At 60.0% G+C, this 24,025-nt stretch carries 25 protein-coding genes; 15 read left to right on the forward strand and 10 right to left on the reverse strand.

Translation table 11 applies throughout. The features are described from left to right. The first annotated feature begins 152 nt into the window (after positions 1–152). From ACOYA6_RS17175 to nanQ, 7 genes are all read left to right on the forward strand, one after another. On the forward strand, positions 153–317 hold the full coding sequence (locus tag ACOYA6_RS17175) for a hypothetical protein (RefSeq protein WP_422655072.1): 165 nt from the start codon (positions 153–155) through the stop codon (positions 315–317). Between the two features lie 301 nt (positions 318–618). Continuing rightward, on the forward strand, positions 619–1,404 hold the full coding sequence (nanR, locus tag ACOYA6_RS17180; RefSeq protein WP_138371028.1) for a transcriptional regulator NanR: 786 nt from the start codon (positions 619–621) through the stop codon (positions 1,402–1,404). A gap of 124 nt (positions 1,405–1,528) precedes the next feature. Continuing rightward, complete coding sequence (nanA, locus tag ACOYA6_RS17185) at positions 1,529–2,428, forward strand: N-acetylneuraminate lyase (protein ID WP_422655073.1); 900 nt, start codon at positions 1,529–1,531, stop codon at positions 2,426–2,428. A gap of 86 nt (positions 2,429–2,514) precedes the next feature. Further along, a complete protein-coding gene (locus ACOYA6_RS17190) occupies positions 2,515–4,005 on the forward strand; it encodes an MFS transporter (protein WP_039030056.1) in 1,491 nt (496 codons plus the stop codon). A gap of 18 nt (positions 4,006–4,023) precedes the next feature. Continuing rightward, a complete protein-coding gene (locus tag ACOYA6_RS17195; RefSeq protein WP_422655074.1) occupies positions 4,024–4,713 on the forward strand; it encodes an N-acetylmannosamine-6-phosphate 2-epimerase in 690 nt (229 codons plus the stop codon). Further along, positions 4,710–5,585, forward strand: a complete 876-nt coding sequence (gene nanK, locus ACOYA6_RS17200; protein WP_422655075.1) for an N-acetylmannosamine kinase — start codon at positions 4,710–4,712, stop codon at positions 5,583–5,585. Before ACOYA6_RS17195 ends, nanK begins: the two co-directional genes overlap by 4 nt. Continuing rightward, positions 5,582–6,064, forward strand: a complete 483-nt coding sequence (nanQ, locus tag ACOYA6_RS17205) for an N-acetylneuraminate anomerase (protein ID WP_422655076.1) — start codon at positions 5,582–5,584, stop codon at positions 6,062–6,064. Before nanK ends, nanQ begins: the two co-directional genes overlap by 4 nt. Here the strand turns inward: nanQ and ACOYA6_RS17210 are convergent. Continuing rightward, complete coding sequence (locus ACOYA6_RS17210) at positions 6,018–6,932, reverse strand: LysR family transcriptional regulator (RefSeq protein WP_422655077.1); 915 nt, start codon at positions 6,930–6,932, stop codon at positions 6,018–6,020. The genes nanQ and ACOYA6_RS17210 overlap by 47 nt on opposite strands. Before the next feature lie 108 nt (positions 6,933–7,040). On the opposite strand from ACOYA6_RS17210, the gene ACOYA6_RS17215 reads away from it, so the two are divergent. After that, positions 7,041–8,042 (forward strand): zinc-binding alcohol dehydrogenase family protein, encoded by a 1,002-nt coding sequence (locus ACOYA6_RS17215; RefSeq protein ID WP_422655078.1) that lies wholly within the window; start codon positions 7,041–7,043, stop codon positions 8,040–8,042. 20 nt (positions 8,043–8,062) lie between these two features. Here the strand turns inward: ACOYA6_RS17215 and ACOYA6_RS17220 are convergent, their stop codons facing one another. Continuing rightward, a complete protein-coding gene (locus ACOYA6_RS17220; protein WP_138371021.1) occupies positions 8,063–9,031 on the reverse strand; it encodes a PDR/VanB family oxidoreductase in 969 nt (322 codons plus the stop codon). Between the two features lie 12 nt (positions 9,032–9,043). Next, positions 9,044–10,081, reverse strand: coding sequence for a molybdenum cofactor-independent xanthine hydroxylase subunit HpxD (gene hpxD, locus ACOYA6_RS17225; protein ID WP_422655079.1), 1,038 nt, complete (start codon positions 10,079–10,081; stop codon positions 9,044–9,046). Positions 10,082–10,205: 124 nt separating this feature from the next. Between hpxD and hpxR the strand changes: the two genes are divergently transcribed. After that, entirely contained in the window at positions 10,206–11,117 is a 912-nt protein-coding gene (hpxR, locus tag ACOYA6_RS17230) for a LysR family hpxDE operon transcriptional regulator HpxR (RefSeq protein ID WP_422655080.1), read from the forward strand. A gap of 37 nt (positions 11,118–11,154) precedes the next feature. Here hpxR and hpxO read toward each other — a convergent pair whose 3' ends face one another. After that, entirely contained in the window at positions 11,155–12,309 is a 1,155-nt protein-coding gene (gene hpxO / locus ACOYA6_RS17235) for an FAD-dependent urate hydroxylase HpxO (protein ID WP_422655081.1), read from the reverse strand. 342 nt (positions 12,310–12,651) lie between these two features. Here hpxO and ACOYA6_RS17240 point away from each other — a divergent pair, with 342 nt between their 5' ends. Genes ACOYA6_RS17240 through uraH form a run of 3 tightly spaced genes read left to right on the forward strand, consistent with a single transcriptional unit; the run spans position 12,652 to position 14,835 of the window. Continuing rightward, on the forward strand, positions 12,652–14,034 hold the full coding sequence (locus ACOYA6_RS17240; RefSeq protein WP_422655082.1) for a nucleobase:cation symporter-2 family protein: 1,383 nt from the start codon (positions 12,652–12,654) through the stop codon (positions 14,032–14,034). Beyond that, the gene (gene uraD, locus ACOYA6_RS17245; RefSeq protein ID WP_422655083.1) at positions 14,012–14,512 is read left to right on the forward strand and encodes a 2-oxo-4-hydroxy-4-carboxy-5-ureidoimidazoline decarboxylase; all 501 of its coding nucleotides are present in this window, start codon (positions 14,012–14,014) and stop codon (positions 14,510–14,512) included. The genes ACOYA6_RS17240 and uraD overlap by 23 nt, the downstream gene beginning before the upstream one ends. Next, the gene (uraH, locus tag ACOYA6_RS17250; RefSeq protein WP_039030068.1) at positions 14,509–14,835 is read left to right on the forward strand and encodes a hydroxyisourate hydrolase; all 327 of its coding nucleotides are present in this window, start codon (positions 14,509–14,511) and stop codon (positions 14,833–14,835) included. The genes uraD and uraH overlap by 4 nt, the downstream gene beginning before the upstream one ends. A gap of 42 nt (positions 14,836–14,877) precedes the next feature. On the opposite strand, the gene guaD is transcribed toward uraH, so the two are convergent. Both guaD and ACOYA6_RS17260 read right to left on the reverse strand, forming a co-directional pair. Further along, a complete protein-coding gene (guaD, locus tag ACOYA6_RS17255; RefSeq protein WP_422655110.1) occupies positions 14,878–16,197 on the reverse strand; it encodes a guanine deaminase in 1,320 nt (439 codons plus the stop codon). Positions 16,198–16,302: 105 nt separating this feature from the next. Beyond that, positions 16,303–17,790: an NCS1 family nucleobase:cation symporter-1 gene (locus ACOYA6_RS17260; RefSeq protein ID WP_422655084.1), complete on the reverse strand. Its 1,488-nt coding sequence runs from the start codon at positions 17,788–17,790 to the stop codon at positions 16,303–16,305. A 144-nt stretch (positions 17,791–17,934) separates the two neighbouring features. Between ACOYA6_RS17260 and ACOYA6_RS17265 the strand changes: the two genes are divergently transcribed. Genes ACOYA6_RS17265 through puuE form a run of 3 tightly spaced genes read left to right on the forward strand, consistent with a single transcriptional unit; the run spans position 17,935 to position 20,355 of the window. Then, complete coding sequence (locus tag ACOYA6_RS17265) at positions 17,935–18,651, forward strand: GntR family transcriptional regulator (protein ID WP_422655085.1); 717 nt, start codon at positions 17,935–17,937, stop codon at positions 18,649–18,651. Further along, complete coding sequence (gene hpxA / locus ACOYA6_RS17270; RefSeq protein ID WP_422655086.1) at positions 18,651–19,394, forward strand: allantoin racemase; 744 nt, start codon at positions 18,651–18,653, stop codon at positions 19,392–19,394. The genes ACOYA6_RS17265 and hpxA overlap by 1 nt, the downstream gene beginning before the upstream one ends. Before the next feature lie 16 nt (positions 19,395–19,410). After that, the gene (gene puuE, locus ACOYA6_RS17275) at positions 19,411–20,355 is read left to right on the forward strand and encodes an allantoinase PuuE (RefSeq protein WP_138371012.1); all 945 of its coding nucleotides are present in this window, start codon (positions 19,411–19,413) and stop codon (positions 20,353–20,355) included. Positions 20,356–20,402: 47 nt separating this feature from the next. Here puuE and hpxZ read toward each other — a convergent pair whose 3' ends face one another. The 4 genes from hpxZ to hpxW are packed head-to-tail and all read right to left on the reverse strand — an operon-like array spanning position 20,403 to position 23,961. Beyond that, the gene (gene hpxZ, locus ACOYA6_RS17280) at positions 20,403–20,789 is read right to left on the reverse strand and encodes an oxalurate catabolism protein HpxZ (RefSeq protein ID WP_422655087.1); all 387 of its coding nucleotides are present in this window, start codon (positions 20,787–20,789) and stop codon (positions 20,403–20,405) included. Continuing rightward, positions 20,786–22,183, reverse strand: coding sequence for an AtzE family amidohydrolase (locus ACOYA6_RS17285; RefSeq protein ID WP_422655088.1), 1,398 nt, complete (start codon positions 22,181–22,183; stop codon positions 20,786–20,788). Before ACOYA6_RS17285 ends, hpxZ begins: the two co-directional genes overlap by 4 nt. Next, positions 22,180–22,368 (reverse strand): oxalurate catabolism protein HpxX, encoded by a 189-nt coding sequence (gene hpxX / locus ACOYA6_RS17290; protein WP_422655089.1) that lies wholly within the window; start codon positions 22,366–22,368, stop codon positions 22,180–22,182. The genes ACOYA6_RS17285 and hpxX overlap by 4 nt, the downstream gene beginning before the upstream one ends. 9 nt (positions 22,369–22,377) lie before the next feature. Continuing rightward, complete coding sequence (hpxW, locus tag ACOYA6_RS17295) at positions 22,378–23,961, reverse strand: oxamate amidohydrolase (protein WP_422655090.1); 1,584 nt, start codon at positions 23,959–23,961, stop codon at positions 22,378–22,380. Between the last annotated feature and the right edge of the window lie 64 nt (positions 23,962–24,025).

Below are 24,025 nucleotides of genomic sequence, written 5' to 3' on the forward strand. Positions count from 1 at the left end.
TGTTACAGTCCCGCTATGGAGATAACTATGGAATGTCTTTATCTTCCGACAATAATACTTTTTTATGAGCGCCTGAAAGTTTGTTTATTATTTTTCTACCCCGTTGTTGCCGTTGTTAAATTTATTTATGAGGCGGCACAGGGGCATTTACATTGCTTCGCCTGCTTATTAAAAAAGCTGTCATGCCCGGCGCGACAACGGGCGTGCGGGTGCGCACCGTTGAAACCGGTTGCGCGGAGTTGTACATCTTTATTCTTGCTGTCTATATTTCAGAAATTCTTTTTTTATTCGGCTTTAAAAAACCTGGGGTTATTTAGCGTGCAAATTTATTTTGAATTTTTCGGTTGGGAAACAATATTACTCTGCGAAGTAATATTTGAACGCCTGGTCAAGTTTAATAATCTTTAAATGGCGAGGGCGATATTTAAAAAGAGTAATATCTGCAATTGAGAATTATTCCGATATTATACCATTGGCAATATTCCTGGGCCCAGCGCTATATAAGTCGATGTCTGCACTACAGTTATCCCCGCCGCCTGCGTAACCCATAACACCTGGCACAAACGCCTGTGGTATGATAAAGAACTCCTTAACTCAACTTCTTACGATGTAACGTCTATGACTCTTTCCAGCGAAAAACAGACAGAAATCTCCTCTGAGACCATTGGGCGCACCTTGCGTCGCCGCCCGCTGGCGCGCAAAAAATTGTCCGAGATGGTGGAAGAAGAGCTGGAGCAGATGATCCGCCGCCGCGAGTTCGCCGAAGGGGAGCAGCTGCCTTCCGAACGCGAACTGATGGCCTTTTTCAACGTCGGGCGGCCTTCGGTGCGCGAGGCGCTGGCGGCGTTAAAGCGTAAAGGGCTGGTGCAGATCCAGAACGGCGAGCGCGCCCGTATTTCGCGTCCGTCTGCGGATACCATCATCAGCGAACTCTCCGGTATGGCGAAAGATTTTCTCGCCCATCCGGGCGGGATTGCCCACTTTGAGCAGCTGCGCCTGTTCTTTGAATCCAGCCTGGTGCGCCACGCCGCCCAGCATGCCAGCGATGAACAGATTGCCCTGCTGGAAAAAGCGCTGGAGCTGAACAGCCAGTCGCTGGATGACAATGCCCTGTTTATCCGCTCCGACGTGGAGTTTCACCGCGTGCTGGCGGAGATCCCCAACAATCCTATTTTTATGTCGATCCACGTGGCGCTGATCGACTGGCTGATCGCCGCCCGTCCTGCCGTACCTGAGCAGGCGCTGCACGAGCACAATAACACCAGCTATCAACAACATATCGCCATCTTTAACGCCATCCGCAGCCGCGATCCCGATGCCGCTGAACAGGCGTTACAGGCCCACCTCACCAGCGTTTTCGCCACCTGGCACGCCTTCGAGCAGGGCAAAAAGCGCCGCAAATAACCTCGATCGTTTAGTGAAGTAGATCGCGTTCCGCGCATTTCGATCGCGCTGTTTTTAATCTGTCTGGTATAACAGGTATAAAGGTCTACCGTTAAAACGTCATCACAACACATTCGAGGTATCTATGTCCGTCACGCTTAAAGGGGTCATGCCCGCACTGCTTACCCCCTTCGATCGCCAGCAGAAGCTGGATACGCAAAGCCTGCGCCAGCTGGTACGGTTCAACATCGCTCAGGGGATAGACGGCCTGTATGTCGGGGGCTCCACCGGCGAAGCCTTTGTGCAGAACAGCGCCGAACGTCAGGAAGTGCTGGAGATCGTCGCCGAAGAGGCCAAAGGCAAAGTGACCCTGATTGCCCATGTCGGCACCGTCAGCACCCATGAGAGCCAGCAGCTGGCCCAGGCCGCCAGCCGCTTTGGCTATGACGCCGTCTCTGCCGTCACGCCGTTCTACTATCCGTTCAGCTTTGAAGAGCATTGCGATCACTACCGGGGAATTATTGATTCGGCGGATGGATTGCCGATGGTGGTGTACAACATTCCGGCCCTGAGCGGGGTCAAACTCTCGCTCGATCAGATCAACACCCTGGTGACCCTGCCGGGCGTCGGCGCGCTGAAACAGACTTCCGGCGATCTTTTCCAGATGGAACAGATCCGCCGGGCGCATCCGGATCTGGTGCTGTACAACGGTTACGATGAGATCTTCGCCTCCGGCCTGCTGGCGGGCGCGGACGGCGGCATCGGCAGCACCTATAACATCATGGGCTGGCGCTATCAGGGGATCGTCAGGGCGCTGAAGGAGGGGGATATCGCCACCGCCAGCGCACTGCAGACAAAATGTAACGAGGTCATCGATCTGCTGATCAAAGTGGGCGTGTTCCGTGGCCTGAAAACGGTGCTGCACTATATGGATGTGATTGATGTTCCGCTGTGCCGCAAGCCGTTTGCCCCTGTGGATGAGAAGTACCTGCCTGAGCTGCGGGCGTTAGCGCAGCTGCTCCAGCAGGAACAAGAACAACAATAAGACAACGCCGGATGCCGGGCATACCCGGCATCACTGAAGCTGTATCCTACAAACAGCGTATGGGTTTACCCATTGCGGAGACTGACATGAATACAATGACACAAAATGTCCCGTGGTATCGTTGCCTTAACCGTCAGCAGTGGCGCGCGTTTTCTGCCGCCTGGGTCGGTTATGTTCTTGATGGTTTTGATTTTGTCCTCATCGCCCTTGTTTTAACCGATATAAAAACCGAATTCGGCCTGACCACCCTGCACGCCGCAAGTCTGATCTCCGCCGCCTTTATCTCCCGCTGGTTCGGCGGCCTGGTACTGGGCGCGATGGGGGATCGCTACGGTCGTCGTCTGGCGATGGTCAGCAGCATTGTTCTCTTTTCCGTCGGGACGCTGGCCTGCGGTCTGGCCCAGGGCTACACCACCATGTTTATCGCCCGGCTGGTGATCGGCATGGGGATGGCGGGGGAGTATGGCTCCAGCGCCACCTATGTCATTGAAAGCTGGCCTAAACACCTGCGTAATAAAGCCAGCGGTTTCCTGATCTCGGGCTTCTCCGTCGGCGCGGTAGTGGCGGCGCAGGTTTACAGCCTGGTGGTGCCGGAGTGGGGCTGGCGGGCGCTGTTCTTCATCGGCATTCTGCCAATCGTCTTTGCCCTCTGGCTGCGAAAAAATATCCCGGAAGCGGAAGACTGGAAAGAGAAGCAGCAGGGCAATACGCCGGTGAAAACCATGGTGGATATTCTCTATCGCGGCGAACACCGGTTTATCAACATCGCCATGACCCTGGTGGCCGCCGTTTCGCTGTGGTTCTGCTTCGCAGGCCAGCTGGAGAGCGCCGCGATTGTGGCCATTCTCGGCCTGCTGTGCGCGGGGATCTTTATCAGCTTTATGGTGCAAAGCAGCGGCAAGCGCTGGCCGACCGGCGTCACCCTGATGGTGGTGGTGCTGTTTGCCTTCTTATACTCCTGGCCGATTCAGGCCCTGCTGCCGACGTATCTGAAAACCGACCTGGCTTACGACCCCGCAACCGTTGCCCAGGTGCTGTTCTTCAGCGGCTTTGGCGCGGCGGCTGGCTGCTGCGCCGGGGGCTTCCTTGGCGACTGGCTGGGCACGCGCAAAGCCTATGTCTGTAGCCTGCTGGCCTCCCAGTTGCTGATCGTTCCGGTCTTCACCATTGGCGGCAGCAGCGTCTGGGTGCTGGGCCTGCTGCTCTTCTTCCAGCAGATGCTTGGCCAGGGTATCTCCGGGATCCTGCCTAAACTGATCGGTGGCTACTTTGATACCGAACAGCGCGCGGCGGGGCTCGGGTTTACCTACAACGTCGGCGCGCTCGGCGGCGCACTGGCCCCGGTTCTGGGGGCGTTTATCGCCCAGCGCCTGGATCTGGGCACCGCGCTCTGCTCGCTGTCGTTTGGCCTGACGTTCGTCGTCATCCTGCTGATTGGCTTTGATATGCCGTCCCGCGTTCAGCGCTGGCTGCACCCTGAAGCCCTGCGTACCCACGATGCCATCGACGGTAAACCGTTCAGCGGCGCCATTATCGCTGGCGACAAAGCCAGCCAGCTTGCCAGACACAAAGGCTGAATTTTAAACGGAGGAGTTATGTCGTTTCTTGATGAACTGGATGCAAATGTTAAGGCCCGGGGCGGGCTGATCGTCTCGTGTCAGCCGGTACCGCACAGCCCGCTGGATAAGCCGGAGATTGTCGCGGCGATGGCGCTGGCGGCAGAGCAGGCGGGTGCCGTGGGGCTGCGCATCGAAGGGATTGAAAACCTGCGGGCGGTACGCGCCGTGGTGAGCGTGCCGGTTATCGGCATCGTGAAGCGCGATCTGACCGACACCCCGGTGCGCATTACGCCGTGGCTGGAGGATGTGGATGCGCTGGCCGAGGCGGGGGCCAGCATCATTGCCTTTGACGGTACGCAGCGCCCGCGCCCTGTACCGGTTGAGGCCCTGCTGGCGCGCATCCGGCACCATCAGCTGATCGCGATGGCAGACTGCGCCTCAGAGCAGGACGGGCTGTATTGCCGCCAGTTGGGGGTTGAGCTGATTGGCACTACGCTTTCGGGCTACACCTCAGACGTCACCCCCGTTGAGCCGGATCTGGCGCTGGTTTCTACCCTGAGTCAGGCCGGTTGCCGGGTGGTGGCCGAAGGGCGCTACAACGCACCGGCGCTGGCGGCGCAGGCCATTGAGCACGGGGCATGGGCCGTGACGGTCGGCTCTGCCATCACCCGGCTGGAGCATATCTGCCAGTGGTATCGCGATGCCCTGCAGGGAGCGACAAAATGATTACGCTGGCGATGGATATCGGCGGGACCAAACTCGCCGCGGCGCTGGTGGACAGCGAGCTGAATATTATTGAGCGCCGGGAGATCCCCACTCCCGCCAGCAAAACCCCGGATGCGCTGGAAGCGGCGCTGAGCGAACTGGTGACGCCGCTTTACCCGCGGGCGCAGCACTTCGCTGTCGCCTCGACCGGGATTATTCAGGAGGGCGTGCTCACCTCGATTAACCCGGCAAACCTCGGCGGGCTGTCGCATTTCCCGCTGGTGAAATATCTGTCGGCTCTGACCGGGCTTCCCGGCGTAGCCCTGAACGATGCCCAGGCTGCGGCGCTGGCTGAGTATCAGCACATGCCGCACGCCGTCCGCGATATGGTGTTTATCACCGTGTCGACCGGCGTGGGGGGCGGGGTTGTCCATAACGGCAAACTGGTGACCGGCTCCGGCGGGCTGACCGGGCACTGCGGCCACACCCTGGCCGACCCGAACGGGCCGCGCTGCGGCTGCGGGCGGATCGGCTGCGTGGAAGCCATCGCCTCGGGCCGGGGCATTGCCGCGGCGGCAGAAGGAGAGCTTTGCGGGCTGGATGCGAAAGCCATTTTTGCCCATGCCGCAGAGGGGCATGCCCAGGCGGTGGCGCTGATTGCGCGCTCTGCCCGTACGCTGGCGCGGTTAATTGCCGATCTGAAAGCCCTGACCGACTGTCAGCGGGTGGTGATTGGCGGCAGTATTGGCCTCGCCGACGGCTATCTGTCGCAGGTGCAGCACTACCTGGCGCAGGAGCCAGGCGTTTATCAGACCGAACTCTGTTCAGCCCGCCATCGCGGCGACGCGGGGCTGCTGGGCGCGGCATTGTGGGCAAAAGGAGCGTGGCAATGATTTTGGGGGATATCAACCGCATGCAGGCTGCCGGTCTGTCGGCGGTGTTCTGTCAGGCGATCGACCAGGCGCTGAGCGCGGGGCTGGCGCAGCTGGCGCCGGGCAGCTATCCGCTGCAGGGTGAAGAGATGTGGGTGAATGTGATGCAGTTTGCGACCCAGCGCGCAGAGGAAAAGCGCGCGGAACTGCACCGCGCGTATATCGATATTCAGATCCTGCTGGAGGGGGAAGAGCACATCTATTTCGGCCTGGCGGGAAGCGACCGGGACTGCGATGAGTGGCACGAGGAGGAGGACTATCAGCTCTGCGACCGCATTGAAAATCAGCAGTCCGTGACGTTGAAACCGGGGATGTTTGCCATTTTTATGCCGGGCGAACCCCATAAGCCGGGCTGTTTTACCACTCACCCCGGGACGGTCAAAAAAGCGGTGATCAAATTACATCATCGGGCGCTGACTGACCTTCACAGCACGCTTTAACCGCCTCATACAATAATCTGACGCCCGCAGACAGCTGTTTGCGGTGCGGACAGATCATATTCAGCGGCACGCTTTCCCCCTCATACCCCTTCATCAAGATCTGCAGCCGACCGGCGCGGAGATCTTCTGCGACGTCCAGCCTGGATTTATAGGCCACGCCCGCCCCGGCGACCGCCAGGCGGCGGATGACCTCGGCATCATCGCTCATCATGGTGCCGCTGACGCTCACGCTGTGGGCTTCGCCGTCGCGGTAAAAGGTCCAGCGATCGTGCAGGCGACCGCGCAGGACAAAGGTGAGGGCGTTGACCTGGCTTAACTCATCGGGGTGCGAGGGCTCACCGTGGCGGGCGACCCACTCGGGAGAGGCCACCAGCACGCGGCGGTTATCCGGCGCGACCGGGAGCGAAATGTACGATGCATCTTCCGGCGTGCCGTAGCGAAAGGCGATATCAACCGGATCTTTAAACACGTCGGCCACCTGGTCGGAGAAAAAGATGCGCAGCCGCAATGCCGGATAGCGCTGGTCGAACGCCTGAAACACCGGCAGCAGAAGATGGCGGCCCAGATCCGACGGGACGGCAATCTGCAGCGTGCCGGAGATCTCCTCTTCGGGCGCGCGAATTTTTTGCATTCCGGCGTGCATTGCGTCCAGTATCTGGCGCGCGTAGGGGAGCCAGGCTTCGCCCTCCGGCGTCAGGCGCAGGCTGCGGGTGGAGCGCGCAAAGAGCCGGATGCCGAGAGACGACTCCAGCCGTTTGATAGCGGAGCTGACCTGCGCCGGCTGGACGCCCGCTTCACGCGCCGCATCGCTGAAGCTGCTCAGGGCCGAGACCCGCACGAACAGTAACAAATCTTCAAGCCGAAACATTTTCATCTCCCGAGTATAAGTCTTGTCTCCGCGAGGCTATTTTTCCCGTCACAGCTTCGCTTTACCATCAAATTATTGCGACTCACACGATAAAACGCCGGAGAGATTATGAAAGCCATTGCCATTACCCGTTCCGCCCCTGACAACATCGCGTACCTGCAGGATATCGAAGTGCCGCAGCCGGTGGCGACAGGTCACGATCTGCTGATTGAAGTAAAAGCCATCTCCGTTAACCCGGTGGATACCAAGGTCCGCGCCGGGTTTAGCGGCGATACCCCACGGGTGCTCGGCTGGGATGCGGTAGGGGTTGTTGCCGCGGTGGGCGAAGCGGTGACACTTTTCACCCCGGGGGATGAAGTCTGGTACGCCGGGGCGCTGGGACGGCCGGGCAGCAACAGCGAGTTCCAGCTGGTGGACGAGCGTATTGTGGCTCTCAAGCCCAAAACCCTGGATAACGCTGCTGCCGCGGCGATGCCGTTAACCGCCATCACCGCGTGGGAAATGCTCTTCGATCGCCTGGGCGTTCAGGAGCAGGGTAACGAAGGCGATACCCTGCTGATCGTCGGTGCCGCAGGCGGGGTGGGGTCGATCCTGGTACAGCTGGCGCGTAAGCTGACGAAAATGACCGTCGTAGGTACGGCGTCACGTCCCGAAAGCCAGAAATGGGTGCAGGAGGCGGGGGCGCATCATGTTATCGATCACAGCAAACCGCTGTCGGAAGCCCTCGCCGCCGCAGGGATCAAAGAGGTGACCCACGTCGCCAGCCTTAACCACACCGCGACGCACTACGCGGAGATCATTAAGGCCCTGGCACCGCAGGGGAAACTGGCGCTGATTGACGATCCCGAGACGCTTGACGCCCGCCCGCTAAAGGCGAAAAGCATCTCCCTGCACTGGGAATTTATGTTCACCCGCTCCATGTTTGAGACCGCCGATATGGTTGCTCAGCACCAGCTGCTGACCCGGGTTGCCGGGCTGATTGACGATAAAATTATCACCACGACGCTGGGTGAACACTACGGGGCGATTTCGGCGGAAAATCTGCAGAAAGCCCATGCTCAGTTAGAGACCGGGCGTGCGGTCGGGAAGATTGTGCTGGAAGGGTTCTGACGCAGACGCCGCCGGCACACTTACATATCCAGACGCAGATCCGCTGACCGGCTGCGCGAGCAGCAAAGGGCAATCTGCTGTGTGCTGGCCGATTTTTCAGCCGCCGACTGAACGGTGTCGCGGTGGTCAATAATCCCCTCCAGCACCGGGGTCAGGCAGGCCCCGCAAATCCCCATCTCGCAGGAGAGGGGAACGTCGATGCCGTTCTCCTGAAGGACCTGGGCGATGGTTTGATGCGGGGGCACTGGCCACCGTTCACCGGATGACGCGAGGGTCACCCAGAAGGTCTCTCCCGCCTGCGCGTCGGCAGGCGTTGCGAGGGGCTGGAAGGCTTCGCTGTGGATCAGCGTCTCCGGCCAGCCCTGTTCCAGCGCGGCGTGACGTGCATGCGCCATAAAGCCAGCGGGTCCACAGAGGTAAATCGGGGTCCCGGATGTTGATTCTGCCAGCGCGGCGGACAGGTGATGGCGGGCGCTGCTCCCCTCACTCGAACAGTGAATCACTACACTCCCGATGTTGAACGCCTGCTGCAGCTCCCTGACAAACGCCCCGTGATGACGGGTTTTCAGATAATAGTGCAGGGTAAAGGGCACCCCCTGCGCCTCCAGCTGTAATGCCATGGCATACAGCGGCGTTATGCCAATCCCGGCCGCCAGCAGCATCACCCGTTCTGCCGACAGTAAAGGGAACAGATTTCGCGGGCGGGAGATAGCCAGCCTCTGGCCGGGGCGCAACTGCTGGTGAATATAGCGGGACCCGCCGCGGGAGCCGCTCTCCAGCGCCACGCAAATCAGATACCCCTCCTGCTCGCGCTGCGCTCCGGTGAGGGAATACTGGCGGATAAGCCCGCAGGGCAGATGCACATCGATATGCGCGCCGGGCTGCCAGACGGGGAGCGGCAAACCGTTTTCGGCCACCAGCCTGACGGCGAGGCTGTGGCTCCCCTGGCGCCAGAGGCCGTCCACAACAACATCGAGTAGTTCGCTCATGATGGTGCTCCTTCAGACAAGGAAAAAGTCGCCGAAACCCATTTTCTTAAGACCACGGCGGTAGGCGATGGAGCTGCGGTCGGCGGGAATGTGGGCCTCAAGGGTTAAATCCAGCGGCAATCTTTCCGGACGCTGCGTCTCCACCATCAGGCGATCCTCCTCAAAGATGCGCAGATTGAAGGCGTGCACCTCTTCCACCGGCACGTGCAGATCGAAATTACGCGCGATGGGCGCAAACATGCGGGTGATCCGCGAGGAGACCGGCGAGGCGGCGTTCATGATCACCAGCCGATCATCGCCGGGGAAATGGATGGTCAGGGTGGCGGTGAAGGGCAGATGCATTTCAAAATGGCGTAACCACTGGAACCCCTCCGGCGCCCGAAAACCGGCGCTCGGGGGATAGTTGCTCACCGAACTCCAGTAATCGGCACTGAAGCCTGACGGTGTCTCCTGGGTGCTGTAGGTCGGCACGACCTGATTATCCGGATCGGCAAAGGTGTCGGTATGGATCCACGCGAAGTGGGCCACATCAAGAAACCCTTCGACCTGACGACCGGCAAAACCCTTGACCTCAAACCCCGGGCAGTTGATTTGCTGAAAGCCTTCATCGTGCCAGTGCGGCATGACCGGCAGCGGCACAGGATCCTGCGGATCGAAGTCCAGGCAGGTCCAGATCAGGCCGTAGCGCTCCTCCACCGCAAATGCGGTGAGATGAAGCTTAGCCGGCACCGGCTGGTCAGGGCTGGAGGGGATGCGGTTGCAGCGGCCCTCTTCGCCGAAGCGCAGCCCGTGATAGGGGCAGACGATCCCCTCTTCATCGTGAAAACCGAGCGTCAGCGGTACGCCGCGATGGGGACAGACATCGCGGGCCACCACCACCTGGCCTTTAATGCGGTAGATCACCAGCTGCTCATCCAGCAGGGTGGCTTTTACCGGCGCGGGGCCGATATCGCAGGCGCGGGCGACCGGGTGCCAGCATTTCGCCAGACGCAGCCAGTCGTCAGGCTCAAAGGTGCAATGGGCGGGGAGCGTGGGTTGCGTTCTGTTCATGGCGTCTTTTCCTGCTCACACAAATAATTGTTTAATTGTTGTGAGTTTATTGTTGCCATATTAGGGTGTTGACATCCATCGCCATTAATTCAGCTATGCGTTGCAAAAAAGAGAACAGGCCAGAATGAGTCCATTTTCGCGTTTTGCTGTCTATTTTACCGAAGTGGCCCGCAGCGGTAGCCTGCGCCGGGCGGCGGAAAAACTGCATATTTCCGCCTCGGCGATTAACCGGCAAATTTTGCAGGCCGAGGAGGCGTTCGGTACGCCGCTGTTTGAGCGTCTGCCCGAAGGGCTGCGTATGACCACGGCTGGCGAGCTGCTGTATGAAAATCTGCTGCGCTGGCAAAAGGAGTTTCAGCTTACGCGGCAGAAATTTGACGAGTTGCAGGGGCTGAAGCGCGGCACCGTCAGCGTCGGCATGGTGCAGGCCCTGGCGGAAGGATGTTTTGCCGCCGCGCTGGCGGAGATTATTGGCAGCTGGCACTGGCTGGAGCTGAACCTGCAGGTGGCGGACAGCCATACCGTCAGCCAGCGGGTGCGGCAGGCGGATCTCGATTTTGGTCTGATCCTCGATCCCGAAGGCCAGGCCGGACTGAGCGTGCTGGCATTTGCCGAGCTGGAGATGGGGGTGGTGATGCGCCCGGATCATCCCCGGGCTCATGCTGCGATGCTCTCACTGGGGGAATTAAGCGACGAGCGGCATATCATTGCCGGGGCACCGCTCATCGTGCATGAGCGGGTGTCGATGCTCTATCGCCATTATGATTTTTCCCCGGCAAATAGCGTGCGCTGCAACGACATCCGGCTGATTAAATCGCTGCTGTTGAAAGGCAGCGGCGTTACCGTCCTTAGCCGACTGGATGTTCTGGATGAGGTGAAGGAGGGGCGTCTGGCATTTATACCGCTGCGTAATAAGCTGCTGCGGCCGCTGACGCTGGCCCTGTGCACGGCCCCCTCGCGCCAGCTTTCCCGCCCGGCGCAGATGGCTATCCAGAAGCTGACCGGGGTTATGGAGATGATGCAGGCTGCGCCCTAACCGGTGTTGTCCACAAAAGCCCGAACAGCCGCCGCGTTTAGCCCAACGGCCCGCCCTGAATGGTTTCACACAGGCCATTGATGATCCGCTCTCCGGTCTCAGCCTTCAGCTCCTGATACCACGCTTCTGTCAGCGCCCTGTCTTTACCGTGGGTGACATCGCACCGTTTGCGCGCCTTCAGCACCAGGTCGCGGACCCGGTCCCGGCGTAGCGTTTCATACTGGCCTAACACCTGTGAAATGTCCTGGCTCTGGCGGAACAGATCCCCCAGCACCACCGCATCCTCCATTGCCGCGCAGCCGCCCTGGCCGATATCCGGTGTGGTGCTGTGCCCCGCATCCCCCAGCAGCGCTACTTTCCCGCGCACCAGTTTATCGAAGGGTTCGATATCATGGATCTCGATCCGGTTTGTGGTCTGCGGGTCGAGAGTGGCGATCAGCTTTTGCACCTGCGGCGCCCATCCGCTGAAGTAGCGGCTAAGGTCAGCGCGCAGGGTACTGCGATCTTCCGGGAGGCCCAGCGGTAGCGGAACGTCGAAGAAAAAGTAAAAGCGGCCGCCGGAGACCGGCATCAGCGAGACGCGTTTTCCCTCGCCGACAAAGGTGGTCCATTGATTGCCGGGGGCGATGGTTTCATCAATATCCACCAGCCCATTCCAGTTGACGTAGCCCGCGTAGCGGCGCGGCGGGGTGTAGCCGAGCACATACGGGCGCAGCGCGGAATGGCTACCGTCGGCGGCAATCAGGAAATCCCCCTGTGCCGTTGAGCCATCGGTGAACCAGATGCTGACGCCGTCGGCATTCTCTTCGCAGCGGGTCACGCGTTTACCGAACTGCACGGCATCGCGTCCCCAGAAGTCGAGCATCTCGCGCTGCAATTCTGCACGGGATATCGGGCTGGGACGTCCGCCGGTGCGCTCCACCAGCGGGGCAAGGCTGAACTGCGTGAGGGTCTCTGCCCGACGATGTTCTTTATAGGCCAGAAAATGCATCGGGCCGCCGTAGCTGTCGATAATTTCGCCCATGCCCAGGTGGCGCATGCATTTTACGCCATTCGGCCAGATGGAGATGGCGGCGCCCACCGGTTTGATCTCTTTTACGGCCTCAAAGACCTCGCACTCGATACCCGCATTTTTCAGCGCCACCGCCGCGCTCAGACCGCCAATTCCGCCCCCAATCACCAGTGCTTTCATATTCTTCTCCTCTTTTGCGTTTAATAGCCTTGAGCAATTTGCGTACCACAATGACGATCGAAGGCATCTGGCGCTTTCCGGCGTCTCTTACGGCGGCATTTGCACAAAAGGAGGGCGTAATGGAGTGAATGTTGCTCTTTTGTGAATCAATAGTTTCCTGAAAGCTAATTAAGAATCTAATGTTTCATGGCGCTGGCGCGGTTCAGACCGCTGGTTATTGACTGAGGAAGCGATTAATTAACTGATATTAAAGGTGTAAACCCAGTAATGACAAAAAGTGAGCAAATCTGGCCTGGTTTATGCAATTGCCACTGCACGCTTATTCGCAACGGGATGAAGACTATGTCAGAGGAAAAGAACGGTGGCTTACTGTACGGCCTTGAGCAGCAGATCCCGCCGGTTCCGGCTATTTTCAGCGCGCTACAGCATGTGCTTGCCGGGCTGGTGGGAATTATTACGCCGCCGCTGATTATCGGGGCTGCATTAGGGTTAGAGCAGTGGCTGCCTTATTTAATCAGCATGTCCCTGCTGGCATCGGGTATCGGCACCTTTTTACAATCTAACCGCCTGTGGGGCGTTGGCGCCGGCATGATCTGTATGCAGGGCACCAGCTTTGCTTTTCTCGGGGTGGCGATCGCGGGCGGCATGTGGGTAAAGGGGCAGGGGGGCACGCCGCAGGATATTATGGCTATGCTGTTTGGCGTCAATTTCGTTGCCGCACTGGTTCCCTGTATCGTCAGCCGCTTTATCGAACCCCTGAAGCGAATTTTTACCCCGATTATTACCGGTAGCGTTATTGCGCTGATTGGCATGAGCCTGATTAAGGTCAGCATCGTCAACTGGAGCGGCGGGGAGCATGCAAAAGAGTTCGCCAGTATGGGCAATATCACGCTCGGCGCCGTAACGCTGGGCACCATCGTCCTGCTCAGCTGCATGAAAAACCGCTGGCTGCGACTTTCGTCGGTGGTGATTGGCATTGCCGTCGGCTGCCTGGCGGCCGCCCTGAGCGGAAGTTTCCAGCTTAAGCCCGTTGGCGACATCTGGTTCCGCCTGCCGCAGCTCTTCCCGTTTGGCTTTGAGTTTAACGGCGCGATCTTTTTGCCCATTGCGCTGGTATCGCTGGTCTGCATTCTGGAAGCCGTCGGCGATCTGACGGCCAACAGCCTGATTTCACAGCAGTCCATCGACGATCGTGCCTTTCGTACGCGTCTGAAAGGCGGCATTCTGGCGGACGGGATCAGCTGTATGGTGGCGGCGATGCTCTGCGCTTTTCCGAACACCACCTTTGCGCAGAACAACGGCGTGATCCAGATGACCGGCGTTGCCAGCCGCTACGTTGGCCGCTATATCGGTGGGATCCTGATTTTGCTGGGGTTGTTCCCACCCTTTGGCGAGCTTCTTCGTCAGATCCCGGCGCCGGTACTGGGCGGCGCGACGATGGTGATGTTTGGTTGCGTGGTCGCGGCGGGGATCCGCATCGTGACCCAGAAACCGCTGACCCGCCGCGATATGCTGATTGTCGGTCTGGCATTTGGCTTTGGGCTGGGTATCGAAGCCGTGCCTGAATTTCTGGCCCATTTCCCGCCGGTGGTTGAGAACCTGTTCGGCTCAGCGGCCACCAGCGGTGGTCTGGTAGCGATTATCCTCAATCTGATTATCCCGGAAGAGACATCAACCGCCGCGGCGGTAACAAGGAGCGCTGATGATCACGCTGAATCACTTTAACCGCCTGAGCGTCGCAGAGGCCACTTCCCTGCTGGCTCCCTGCGTCGCCGTTCCCGGCTGGGCGACGGCGCTGGCTGAGGGGCGCCCCTGGCGCTCCCGTGAGGCAATGCTGCATGCCGCGCAGCAGCTGATGGCCTCCTGGGGAGAAGTTGAGCTGAACCAGGCCCTGAGCGCCCATCCGCGCATCGGCGAAAAGCCCACGGGTGAGCAGCAGCACGCGGCGCTGTCGCGTCAGGAACAGGCCAGCGTAAACGATGGCGATGCCGCCCTGGCCCGGGCCCTCAGGGAGGGCAATGCCCGCTACGAGGCGCGATTTGGGCGGGTCTTTCTGATCCGCGCGAAAGGGCGCAGCGGGGAGGATATTCTACAGGCGCTGTCGCGCCGTTTAGACAACAGCGACAGTGCAGAGGTGCAGGATGCGTTAGCGCAGCTGCGCGAAATTACGTTATTACGACTGGAAGGAGCCATTGGCGAATGAGTACCTTAAGCACCCATATTCTGGATATCTCTACCGGCCGACCGGCGCAGGGGGTGAAGGTGACGCTGGAGCGGGAAGGCGCGCAGATTGCCGCAGGCGTGACGGACGAGAACGGGCGAATCGGCGAGCTCGGCGCCGGGCAACTGGCGGCAGGGCGCTACCGCCTGACGGCGGCGACTGGAGAGTGGTTTGCCGCCGGTGGCCGGGAGACGATCTTTCTGAGCGCGCAGATTGATTTTGCCATCCGGGAGACGGCGGGCGATCGCTACCATCTGCCGTTTTTGATTGCCCCTGGCGGCTGGTCTACCTATCGCGGAAGTTAACCCAGTCTTTTACCGGCGTCATGTCAGACGCCGGTACCCTCGTTACTCCCTCTCTGCTTCCCCCCAGACGCATTTGCCGTTCACCCAGGTCTCGCTGATATTGCGCTCATCCCCCAGGGTCATCAACACGAACAGCTGCTCATAGATATCTTTGCAGCGTCCGCTGCGTAAGCGTTGCAGCGGCGTGACTGCCGGGTCGATGACCACAAAATCGGCCTCTTTACCCGGCTGGAAATTACCAATCCTGTCATCAAGACGCAGGGCGTGCGCACCGCCGAGGGTGGCATGGTAGAAGGCTTCGCTGGCGCGCAGGCGATAGCTTTGCAGCTGGCCCACTTTATAAGCCTCCCCCAGCGTTCGCAGCATGCTGAACGTGGTGCCTGCGCCAACGTCGCTGCCGATCCCCATTCGCACCTTTTTCTGCCAGCAGGTGGGCAAACGGAACAGCCCGCTGCCGAGAAACAGGTTAGAGGTGGGGCAAAAGGCCACGGCGGAACCGGTATCGTGCAGGCATTGCCACTCTGCGTCCGCCAGATGGATGCCGTGGGCAAAAACGCTGCGCTCGCCGGTCAGTTGGTAGTGGTGGTAGACATCAAGATAGTGTTCATGCTCCGGCCACAGGCTTTTTACCCATGCGACTTCGCTGAGGTTTTCGCTCAGATGGGTATGCAGCCAGGTGTCGGGGAACTCCTCCCGCAGCTGTTGCACCGCAGCCAGCAGCGCTGGCGTGGAGGTGGGGGCGAAGCGGGGGGTAATGGCGTAACCAAGGCGCCCGCGCTGATGCCAGCGCTGAATCAACTCCCGGGTTTGCCGGTAGCTCTGCTCCGCGCTTTCGCTGAGATAGTCCGGTGCATGACGGTCCATCATCACCTTACCGGCAAGCAGGCGCATATTCAGCTTCAGCGCTTCGCTGAAAAGGGCGTCCACCGATTCAGGATGCAGGGTACAAAATACCAGCGCGGTGGTGGTGCCATGGCTCAGGAGCTGGCTGATAAAGAACTGTGCGATCTCCGTGGCGTAACCGGCGTCGGAAAACTGACCCTCCACCGGAAACGTATAGGTCGTGAGCCACTCCAGCAGCTGCTCGCCAAAAGCACCAATCATTTCGGTTTGCGGATAGTGGACGTGGGCATCGACAAAACCGGGGAGTAACAGTTTCCCGCTCAGATCGCGATAGCCTTTCAGTGGCTGCAGGTACTGCTCCCCCTCCAGCCAGGGGAGGAGCGCCACAATGCACCCGTCCCGGATAAAAAGTAAGCCATCCTCCACGTAGCGTGCGTGACGGGCGATATCGTCAGGGCAATCGGCAACGGTACCGATGTCGAAAAAGGCGCCGCGAAGGGCGATATGGTAGTCCATCAGTCTCTGCCTTGTGGCTAAACGAAAGGGTAAACAGAGCGAGCAAAATTGATGCCAGTTTATCCGGAAGGAGGGCGCGCCGCGGCGGAGTGCCGCGGCGAGGCTGAATTACTCTTTCTGGGCAAGGGCGCCAAAACGGGCAGGCGCAGCGGCGCGCTCCTCCCGCGCTATCCATCGGTAGGCGGCAGCGCTCACAAAGACGCCGATAAACCAGCTAAAGTTAGCCACTTCATGCAGGGCCGGAATAAAGCTGATGACCAGACCAATGGCGACGGAGGGAACCAGCGCGGCGATGGCCTTTGGGTTGAAGCCGTTGCGATACCAGTATTTTCCTTTTGGCGTATCGTCGAACAGGTCGTTAACTGAAACCTGACCGCGCTTAATCACGTAGAAATCCACCAGCAGAATGCCGAACAGCGGGCCGATAAACGCCCCCAGCACGTCGAGGGTGTAGTGGATAAGCTCCGGGGAGTTAAACAGGTTCCATGGCGTCAGCAGGACCGAGCCGACGGCGGCAATCATTCCGCCGGTGCGGAAGCTGATCTTCTGCGGCGAACAGTTTGAGAAATCGAACGCCGGGGAGACAAAGTTCGCCACGATATTGATCCCGATGGTGGCGGTGATCATGGTCAGCAGGCCGATGGCGACGGCCAGGTCGTTGCCTACGCGGCTGACGGTTTCAATCGGATCGGTAATCATCCGGCCAAACAGGGACTGAGTACCGGAGACAATAACCACCGTAACGACAGAGAACAGCAGGAAGTTGAACGGCAGACCCCAGCGGTTGCCGCGGCGGATCTCGCCCATGCTTTTGCCGTAGCGCGAGAAGTCGCCAAAGTTGAGCAGCGGGCCGGAGAAGTAGGAGACCACCAGCGCGATGGCCGTGATCATCTGCCAGGTTTGCTCCCCGGTGGTGAGGGATTTACTGGCGAGGGTAAAGGAGATCCCGTCGAGCCCGGTTTTGTATACAATCCAGCCCGCCAGCGCCAGCATCACCACATAAACCGCCGGTCCGGCAATATCAATAAAGCGTTTAATCGCGCTCATTCCGTGCCAGAACACCATCGCCTGCAGCAGCCACATGGTAGCAAAGCAGAGCCAGCCGAGATGGGACAGACCCAGGAAGCTGGCTGAGGTAAGCGCCGACAGCGATGGCCAGAATTTCAGTAATACCAGCATCAGCGCATTGGCCGCCAGCCAGGTCTGGATGCCATACCACGCGAAGGCGATAAGCCCGCGGATCACCGCCGGGATGTTAGCGCCAAAGACGCCAAACGCCTGGCGGGAGATCACCGCATAGGGAACGCCCGCCATCTGGCTGGGCTTCGCCACGAGGTTAGCGCACAGCTGGACGATACAAATTCCCACCAGCAGGCACAGCAGAACCTGCCAGCTCGCCAGGCCGAGGGTAAAGAAGCTCGCGGCCACCACGTAGCCTCCCATGCTGTGCACATCTGACATCCAGAACGAAAAGATGTTGTACCAGCTCCAGTTTTGATCGCGTGTCGGGGCCAGATCTTCATTGCAGAGCCGTGGGCTGTAACCCGCGTGAGGATCGGCGTCATTAACCTGATGCGTGTTTTGTCTGTTTGGCATGAAATCTGCTCCTGTAAGTGAAACCCGTTTTAAGTGGCTTACTGAGGCGTTGCAGGATCCAGGCCAGAAATCGTTCATTTTGTATACAATAATTTAATCGTATGTATACAAGATGCTATCTAAAAGTAAAAGCTGGGGTAATGAATGAGCAACCAACATCGTCTGCAGGCCGCGCCAGAGCTGCATGATAAGGACGAATCCATCTACCAGGCGCTGATGACGGCCATTGTCGAGCATCTGCTCCCCCCGGGAAGCAGACTGCCGGAAGAGGCGCTGTCGGAGGTATTTGGCGTAAGCCGGACGGGGATCAGAAAAGTGCTTCAGCGACTCGCAACGGTGCAAATGGTCACGCTGGCACCCAAACGTGGTGCACAGGTCGCCAGCCCGACGGTTGAAGAGGCGCAGGCGATCTTTCGTACCCGTACCCTGCTGGAGGTCGCGAATTTGCCTGATGTGCTGGCCCGCTGCCAGCCAACCCACCTGGCAGGGCTGGAGGCGATTGTCCGCCAGGAGCAGCAGGCCCATGAACGCTACGACGGTCCGGCGGCGCTCCGCTACTCCGCCGGGTTTCATATTCAGCTGCAGGCGATCTCCGGCAATCAGGTGCTCACGGAAATGGTGACCCATCTGAGTCAGCGCTCCTCCTTAGTGATTGCGACCTGGGGATCGCCATGGCGTCAGGGCTGCCGCTGCAACGATCACGACCGGCTTATTCAGCTGCTGCGGGAGAAAGCGCTACAGCCCCTCAGCGATGCATTGACGCACCATTTTGAACATATCGCCGCCAGCCTCTGTTTTGAGCGCTCTGGCGTCACTCTGCCTGATTTCGCCCGGCTGTTTGCCGGTTTTAAGGAGCAATAATGGCCGCTATTTGTATACAAGTGATCAATCCCAATACCAGCCCGGGCATGACGGAAACCATCGGCGCTGCCGCGAGAGCGGTTGCCGCGCCGGGCACCCGGATACTGGCGGTCTGTCCCGAAGACGGGGTGGCATCCATTGAGGGCCATTTTGATGAAGCTATCGCCGCGGTCGGCGTGCTGGAGCAGATCAAAGCCGGTCGGGAGCAGGGTGTGGATGGCCACGTGATTGCCTGCTTTGGCGATCCCGGCCTGCTGGCGGCGCGCGAACTGGCGCAGGGGCCGGTGATAGGCATTGCCGAAGCGGCAATGCATCTGGCGACCCTGGTGGCGACCCGTTTTTCAATTGTGACCACGCTGCCGAGAACCTTGATTATCGCCCGCCATCTTCTGCGTCAGTACGGCTTTGAACACCACTGTGCCGCTCTTCACGCCATCGATCTCCCGGTTCTGGCGCTGGAGGATGGCAGCGGGCTGGCGCAGGAGAAAGTGCGCGCCCGCTGTATCCAGGCGCTGAAGGAGGATGGCTGCGGGGCGATTGTGCTGGGCTGTGGCGGAATGGCGACGCTGGCCCAGGCGTTGACCCGTGAACTGCGCGTGCCGGTGATCGACGGCGTCAGCGCGGCGGTAAAGATGGTGGAGTCGCTGGTGGCGCTCGGGCTGTCCACCAGCAAGCAGGGCGATTTAGCTTTTCCGGAGGCCAAGACGTTAAGCGGCAAATTTCAGACATTAAATTCATTCTGACGAGAAGAGGTGGGAGATGGCATTTTTGGCAGACGATTACCCGCGCGACCTGCGCGGTTACGCAGGGGAGCCGCCGCACGCGCAGTGGCCGAACAACGCACGGATTGCCGTGCAGTTTGTGCTTAATTATGAAGAAGGCTCCGAAAACCATGTGCTGCACGGCGATGCCGGTTCAGAACAGTTTTTGTCCGATATTATCGGTGCCGCCAGCTACCCTGACCGGCATATGTCGATGGATTCATTATATGAGTATGGCAGCCGCGCCGGTTTCTGGCGCATCCACCGGGAGTTCAGCCGTCGTGGATTGCCGCTAACGGTGTTCGGTGTGGCAATGGCGCTGGCGCGTCATCCGGATGTGGTGGAGGCGATCAAAGCGGCCAATTATGACGTGGTCAGCCACGGCTGGCGCTGGATCCATTACCAGAACATGCCCATTGAGCAGGAGCGCGAGCATCTGAATAAAGCGGTGCAGGTCTTCACCGATCTCTTTGGCAAGCCCCCCACAGGCTGGTACACCGGCCGCGACAGCCCCAATACCCGCCAGCTGGTGGTGGAGCACGGCGGCTTTGATTACGACAGCGATTATTATGGCGATGATTTGCCGTTCTGGAGCGAGGTGGCGTGCAGTGACGGCACGCGCAAACCGCATCTGATTGTGCCTTACACGCTTGATGCGAACGACATGCGGTTTGCCACCGCCCAGGGCTTTAATACCGCCGAGCAGTTTTACACATACCTGAAAGACAGCTTTGATGTGCTGTATGAGGAGGGCGAGTCTGCGCCGAAAATGATGTCCATTGGGATGCACTGCCGCCTGCTTGGACGGCCGGGCCGCTTTCGGGCGCTACAGCGCTTTCTTGATTATGTGCAGCAGCATGACAACGTCTGGATCTGTACCCGTCAGCAGATTGCCGATCGCTGGCGTGACTTTCATCCCTACCAGGCGTCACAAAATCAATAGCCCTGTCTTCACCCTCTCCCGTCCAGGAAGAGGGTATTTCCAGCACATTAGATCATCAGGCTTACCTGGGCGGCGACAATTCGCCAGCCAGAGGGAAAGCGTACCCACGTCTGCTGCTGACGGCCAATACGCTCGCTGCCCTCGCGGGTAAACTCGGTGCTGCACACCGCGTAATCCTCGCCGAAGGTGGTGATGGTGGTATGCCGCAGCTCGCGCTGCAGGCCAACGGCAGGGCGGGCGGCACGAAACGCGCGGATTTCGTCGATACCGTACAGGTTTTCCCCGGCCCCCAGCCTTACCGTGCGGGCGTCGTGCCAGAAAAGTTCATCCAGCACGGCAATATCATTGCTGACCAGCGCCTCTTCGTAGCGATAAAACGCCGCCGTCACCTCGGCAAGCACCTGCGGGCGGTTAATCTCTTCTCCGGTCATCATGCTGCCACCTCCGCCGGGCTGGCATCGGTGATACCCATCTCTTCCAGTACCCGGGCCACGCGCAGGCAGGCCTGCTCGTTAAACGGCGCGGCAATTAACTGCAGGCCAATCGGCTGCCCGCCCGCCGTGCGAAGCGGAACCGTGGTGACCGGCAAACCGATAAAGGAGATGGGCTGCGTCAGCATTCCCATACTGGCGCGGATCGGCAGGGGCTGGCCGTTGATCTCCATGGTCTGCGCCCCGACAGGCGTAGCGGCACAGGGGGTAGCGGGGGCGATCAGCACCTCAGCATGGGCGAACAGGGCGTTAAACGCCTGCCGGGCATGGTTGCGAAAGCGCTGGGCCTGGATATACCAGCTGGCGGGGATCATCGCTCCCGCCAGCAGGCGCTCGCGGGAGTTGGGCTCAAAACGCTCCGGCTCGCGGCGTAGCGCTGGAAGATACTGATTTCCCCCCTCGGAGGCGCTGATAATAAAGGCTGCGGAGCGGGCCAGCTCCGCTTCCGGGAAAATGAGCTCCTCCTGAACGCCCAGCGCCCGGGCGACGCGGGCGACAGCCGCACGGGCGTCGTTATCGCACCAGGTGGAGAAATAGCCGCCAAGCGTGGCGCAGCGCAGGCCCTCCAGCCCACGGCAGAGCCGGTTCGCCGTGGGCTCGCTGGCCCTGTCGGCCTGAAAACTGTCCGCGGGATCCTGGCCCTGCAGCACATCGTATACCGTCGAGAGATCGCTGACACGGCGGGCAAACGGGCCGATGTGGTCAAGGCTGGCGACAAAGGGGTGGCTGCCGGCGCGGGACAAACGACCGAAGGTCGGCTTCAGGCCAAAGATGCCGCACAGCGAAGCCGGAACGCGTATCGATCCGTTGGTATCGCTACCCAGCGAGAAGTGGACCAGCCCGGCCGCTACCGCAGCTGCCGACCCGCCGGAAGAGCCGCCAGCGATCCGGGAAAGATCGTGCGGATTGCGCGTGGCCCCGTAGTGGCTGTTTTCGGTGGTGAAACCGTAGGCGTAGGCATCCATGTTCAGCATCCCGGACAGCAGCGCTCCCGCGCTTTGCAGCTGACGCACCGCCCGGCTGTCGGCGACGGCGGGGGGGCGTTTGCTGAACAATTCTGCTCCGGCAAGGGTGGTGTGTCCGGCGACATCGAACAGATTTTTTACCGCAAAGGGAACAGCCGCCAGCGCGGGCAGGGGGCGCTTGTCCCGGCGCAGGCTATCAATCTGCTCCGCCTCAGCCAGCATCCGCTTTTCGCTGATGTGGGTCCAGGCGTTGATATGCGGATTGACGCGGGCGATATTCTCCAGGGTGTGGCGGGCAATCTCCACGGCGCTCAGCTCGCCGCAGGTTAACGCACGCCGTATCTCTTCGATCGTCATCTCAGGTAGCTTCATGCTTTATAGACTCCGGCGATTTCGACGCGGTCGTCGAGGGAAAAAGCCAGCAACGGCTCAGCCATCGCCGCAATGCGGGTAAACTGCACGCTGAGCTCGGCGCGACGCGCGTCGTCCAGCTCCAGTGCCAGCAAGTGTTCCATTTGGGCGAGATAAGCATCCCATTCGGTTTGTGGTGTCGTCATGTTGAACTCCTAATATCCGGCTGCGGAGCCGTTGCTGCGCGGATCGCTGGCTCCCTCTAAAAGACCATCAGGGTGGCGGACAATCGCCCCTGCATGGCCCATGGCTTCGCTGAAATCTGCCAGCACGTCAACCTCATGCCCCAGCTGTCGCAGATGGGCGATGCTCTCTGCGCTGAAGCGCCCTTCCAGCTTGAGTGAATCGGATGTCTGTCCCCAGGTGCGTCCCAGCAGCCAGCGTGGGCGGGAGATACTCTCCTGCAGCGGCATATTTTGCATGACGTAGCGGGTGAAGAGAGCAGCCTGGGTTTGCGGCTGTCCGTCGCCTCCCATTGAGCCATATACCATCACCCGGCCATCGTTCAGGCGTGCCGCGGCGGGGTTTAACGTGTGAAACGGCTGTTTGCCCGGGGCCAGCGCCAGAAGATGCGCCGGGTCGAGGCTGAACGAGGCTCCGCGGTTTTGCCAGACCAGCCCGGTGTCCGGCAGGACCACGCCGCTGCCAAATTCATGGTAAAGGCTCTGAATAAAGGAGACCGCCAGACCGTTTTTATCGATAACGCCCATCCACACGGTATCGCCCGGTCCTTTGCCTGCTCCCCAGGGGGCCGCGCGTTGATCGTCTATTTTCTCTGCCAGCGGCTGCAGCGCCGCAGGGGTAAGCAGACTCTGGATATCAACATCAAGATGACGTGGGTCGGTGATGTGGGCGTCGCGCAGGCCAAAGGCCAGCTTGGTGGCTTCAACAATGCGGTGGATGGTCAGCGCATCGTCAGCATCGGCCATCCCGAGACGATCGGTTATCCCGAGGATCGCCAGGGAGACCAGCCCCTGGGTCGGCGGCGCCAGATTCCACAGTTCGCCGTGCTGATGATCGAGCCTGAGCGGAAGCGGGCGGCGGGCACGATGCTGATGCAGATCGCTGAGGGTAACCGGCATGCCGCACCTTTCCATGCCGCGGGCCAGATGCCCGGCCAGCGGCCCGCGGTAGAAACTGTCTAATCCTTCCTCCGTTAACCGGCGCAGGGTGTTTGCCAGCGCCGGTTGCAAAAAGCGGCTACCCGCCTCGGGTGGCTGTCCGTTGACCAGAAAGGTATCGGCGAATCCGGGCTGGTGGCGCAGTTCGTCCAGTTTGCTTGCGGTGGCCCTGGCCTGAGAGGCGGTAACCGGAATGCCGTGAGTGGCGTAGCCGATAGCATCCTCAAGAAGGCGGGTCAGGGGCAGGTGGCTCCGGCAGAGATCGTGGGAAATCGAGAGTGCTTCTTCCCAGCCGCTGACGGTACCGGCCACGGTAAGCGCAGCCTGCGGGCCGCGATGGGGAATGTGCGCCATCCCCTCATAGGCCTGCGGGGTTGCCCGCGCCCCCGCCGCACCGCTGGCATCGATGGCGATGGGATCGCCATCAGGAGGGACGATCAGCCAGAAACCATCGCCCCCCAGGCCGTTCATGTGCGGATACACCACCGCAATGGTTGATGCGGCGGCGACCATTGCCTCAATGGCACTGCCTCCTTCACGCAGAATCGCCAGCGCGCTTTGGCTGGCCAGGTGATGGGGAGTAACTGCCATCCCCTGGGTGGCAACATGACTTTGCATGGCGTGTCCTCTGATAACCGTTTATGTGCGAAGCGTTGCAAAAGCTGTTCCATTTTTGAACGTA

This window comes from Leclercia barmai, from assembly GCF_049312895.1.
GTDB lineage: Bacteria > Pseudomonadota > Gammaproteobacteria > Enterobacterales > Enterobacteriaceae > Enterobacter > Enterobacter barmai.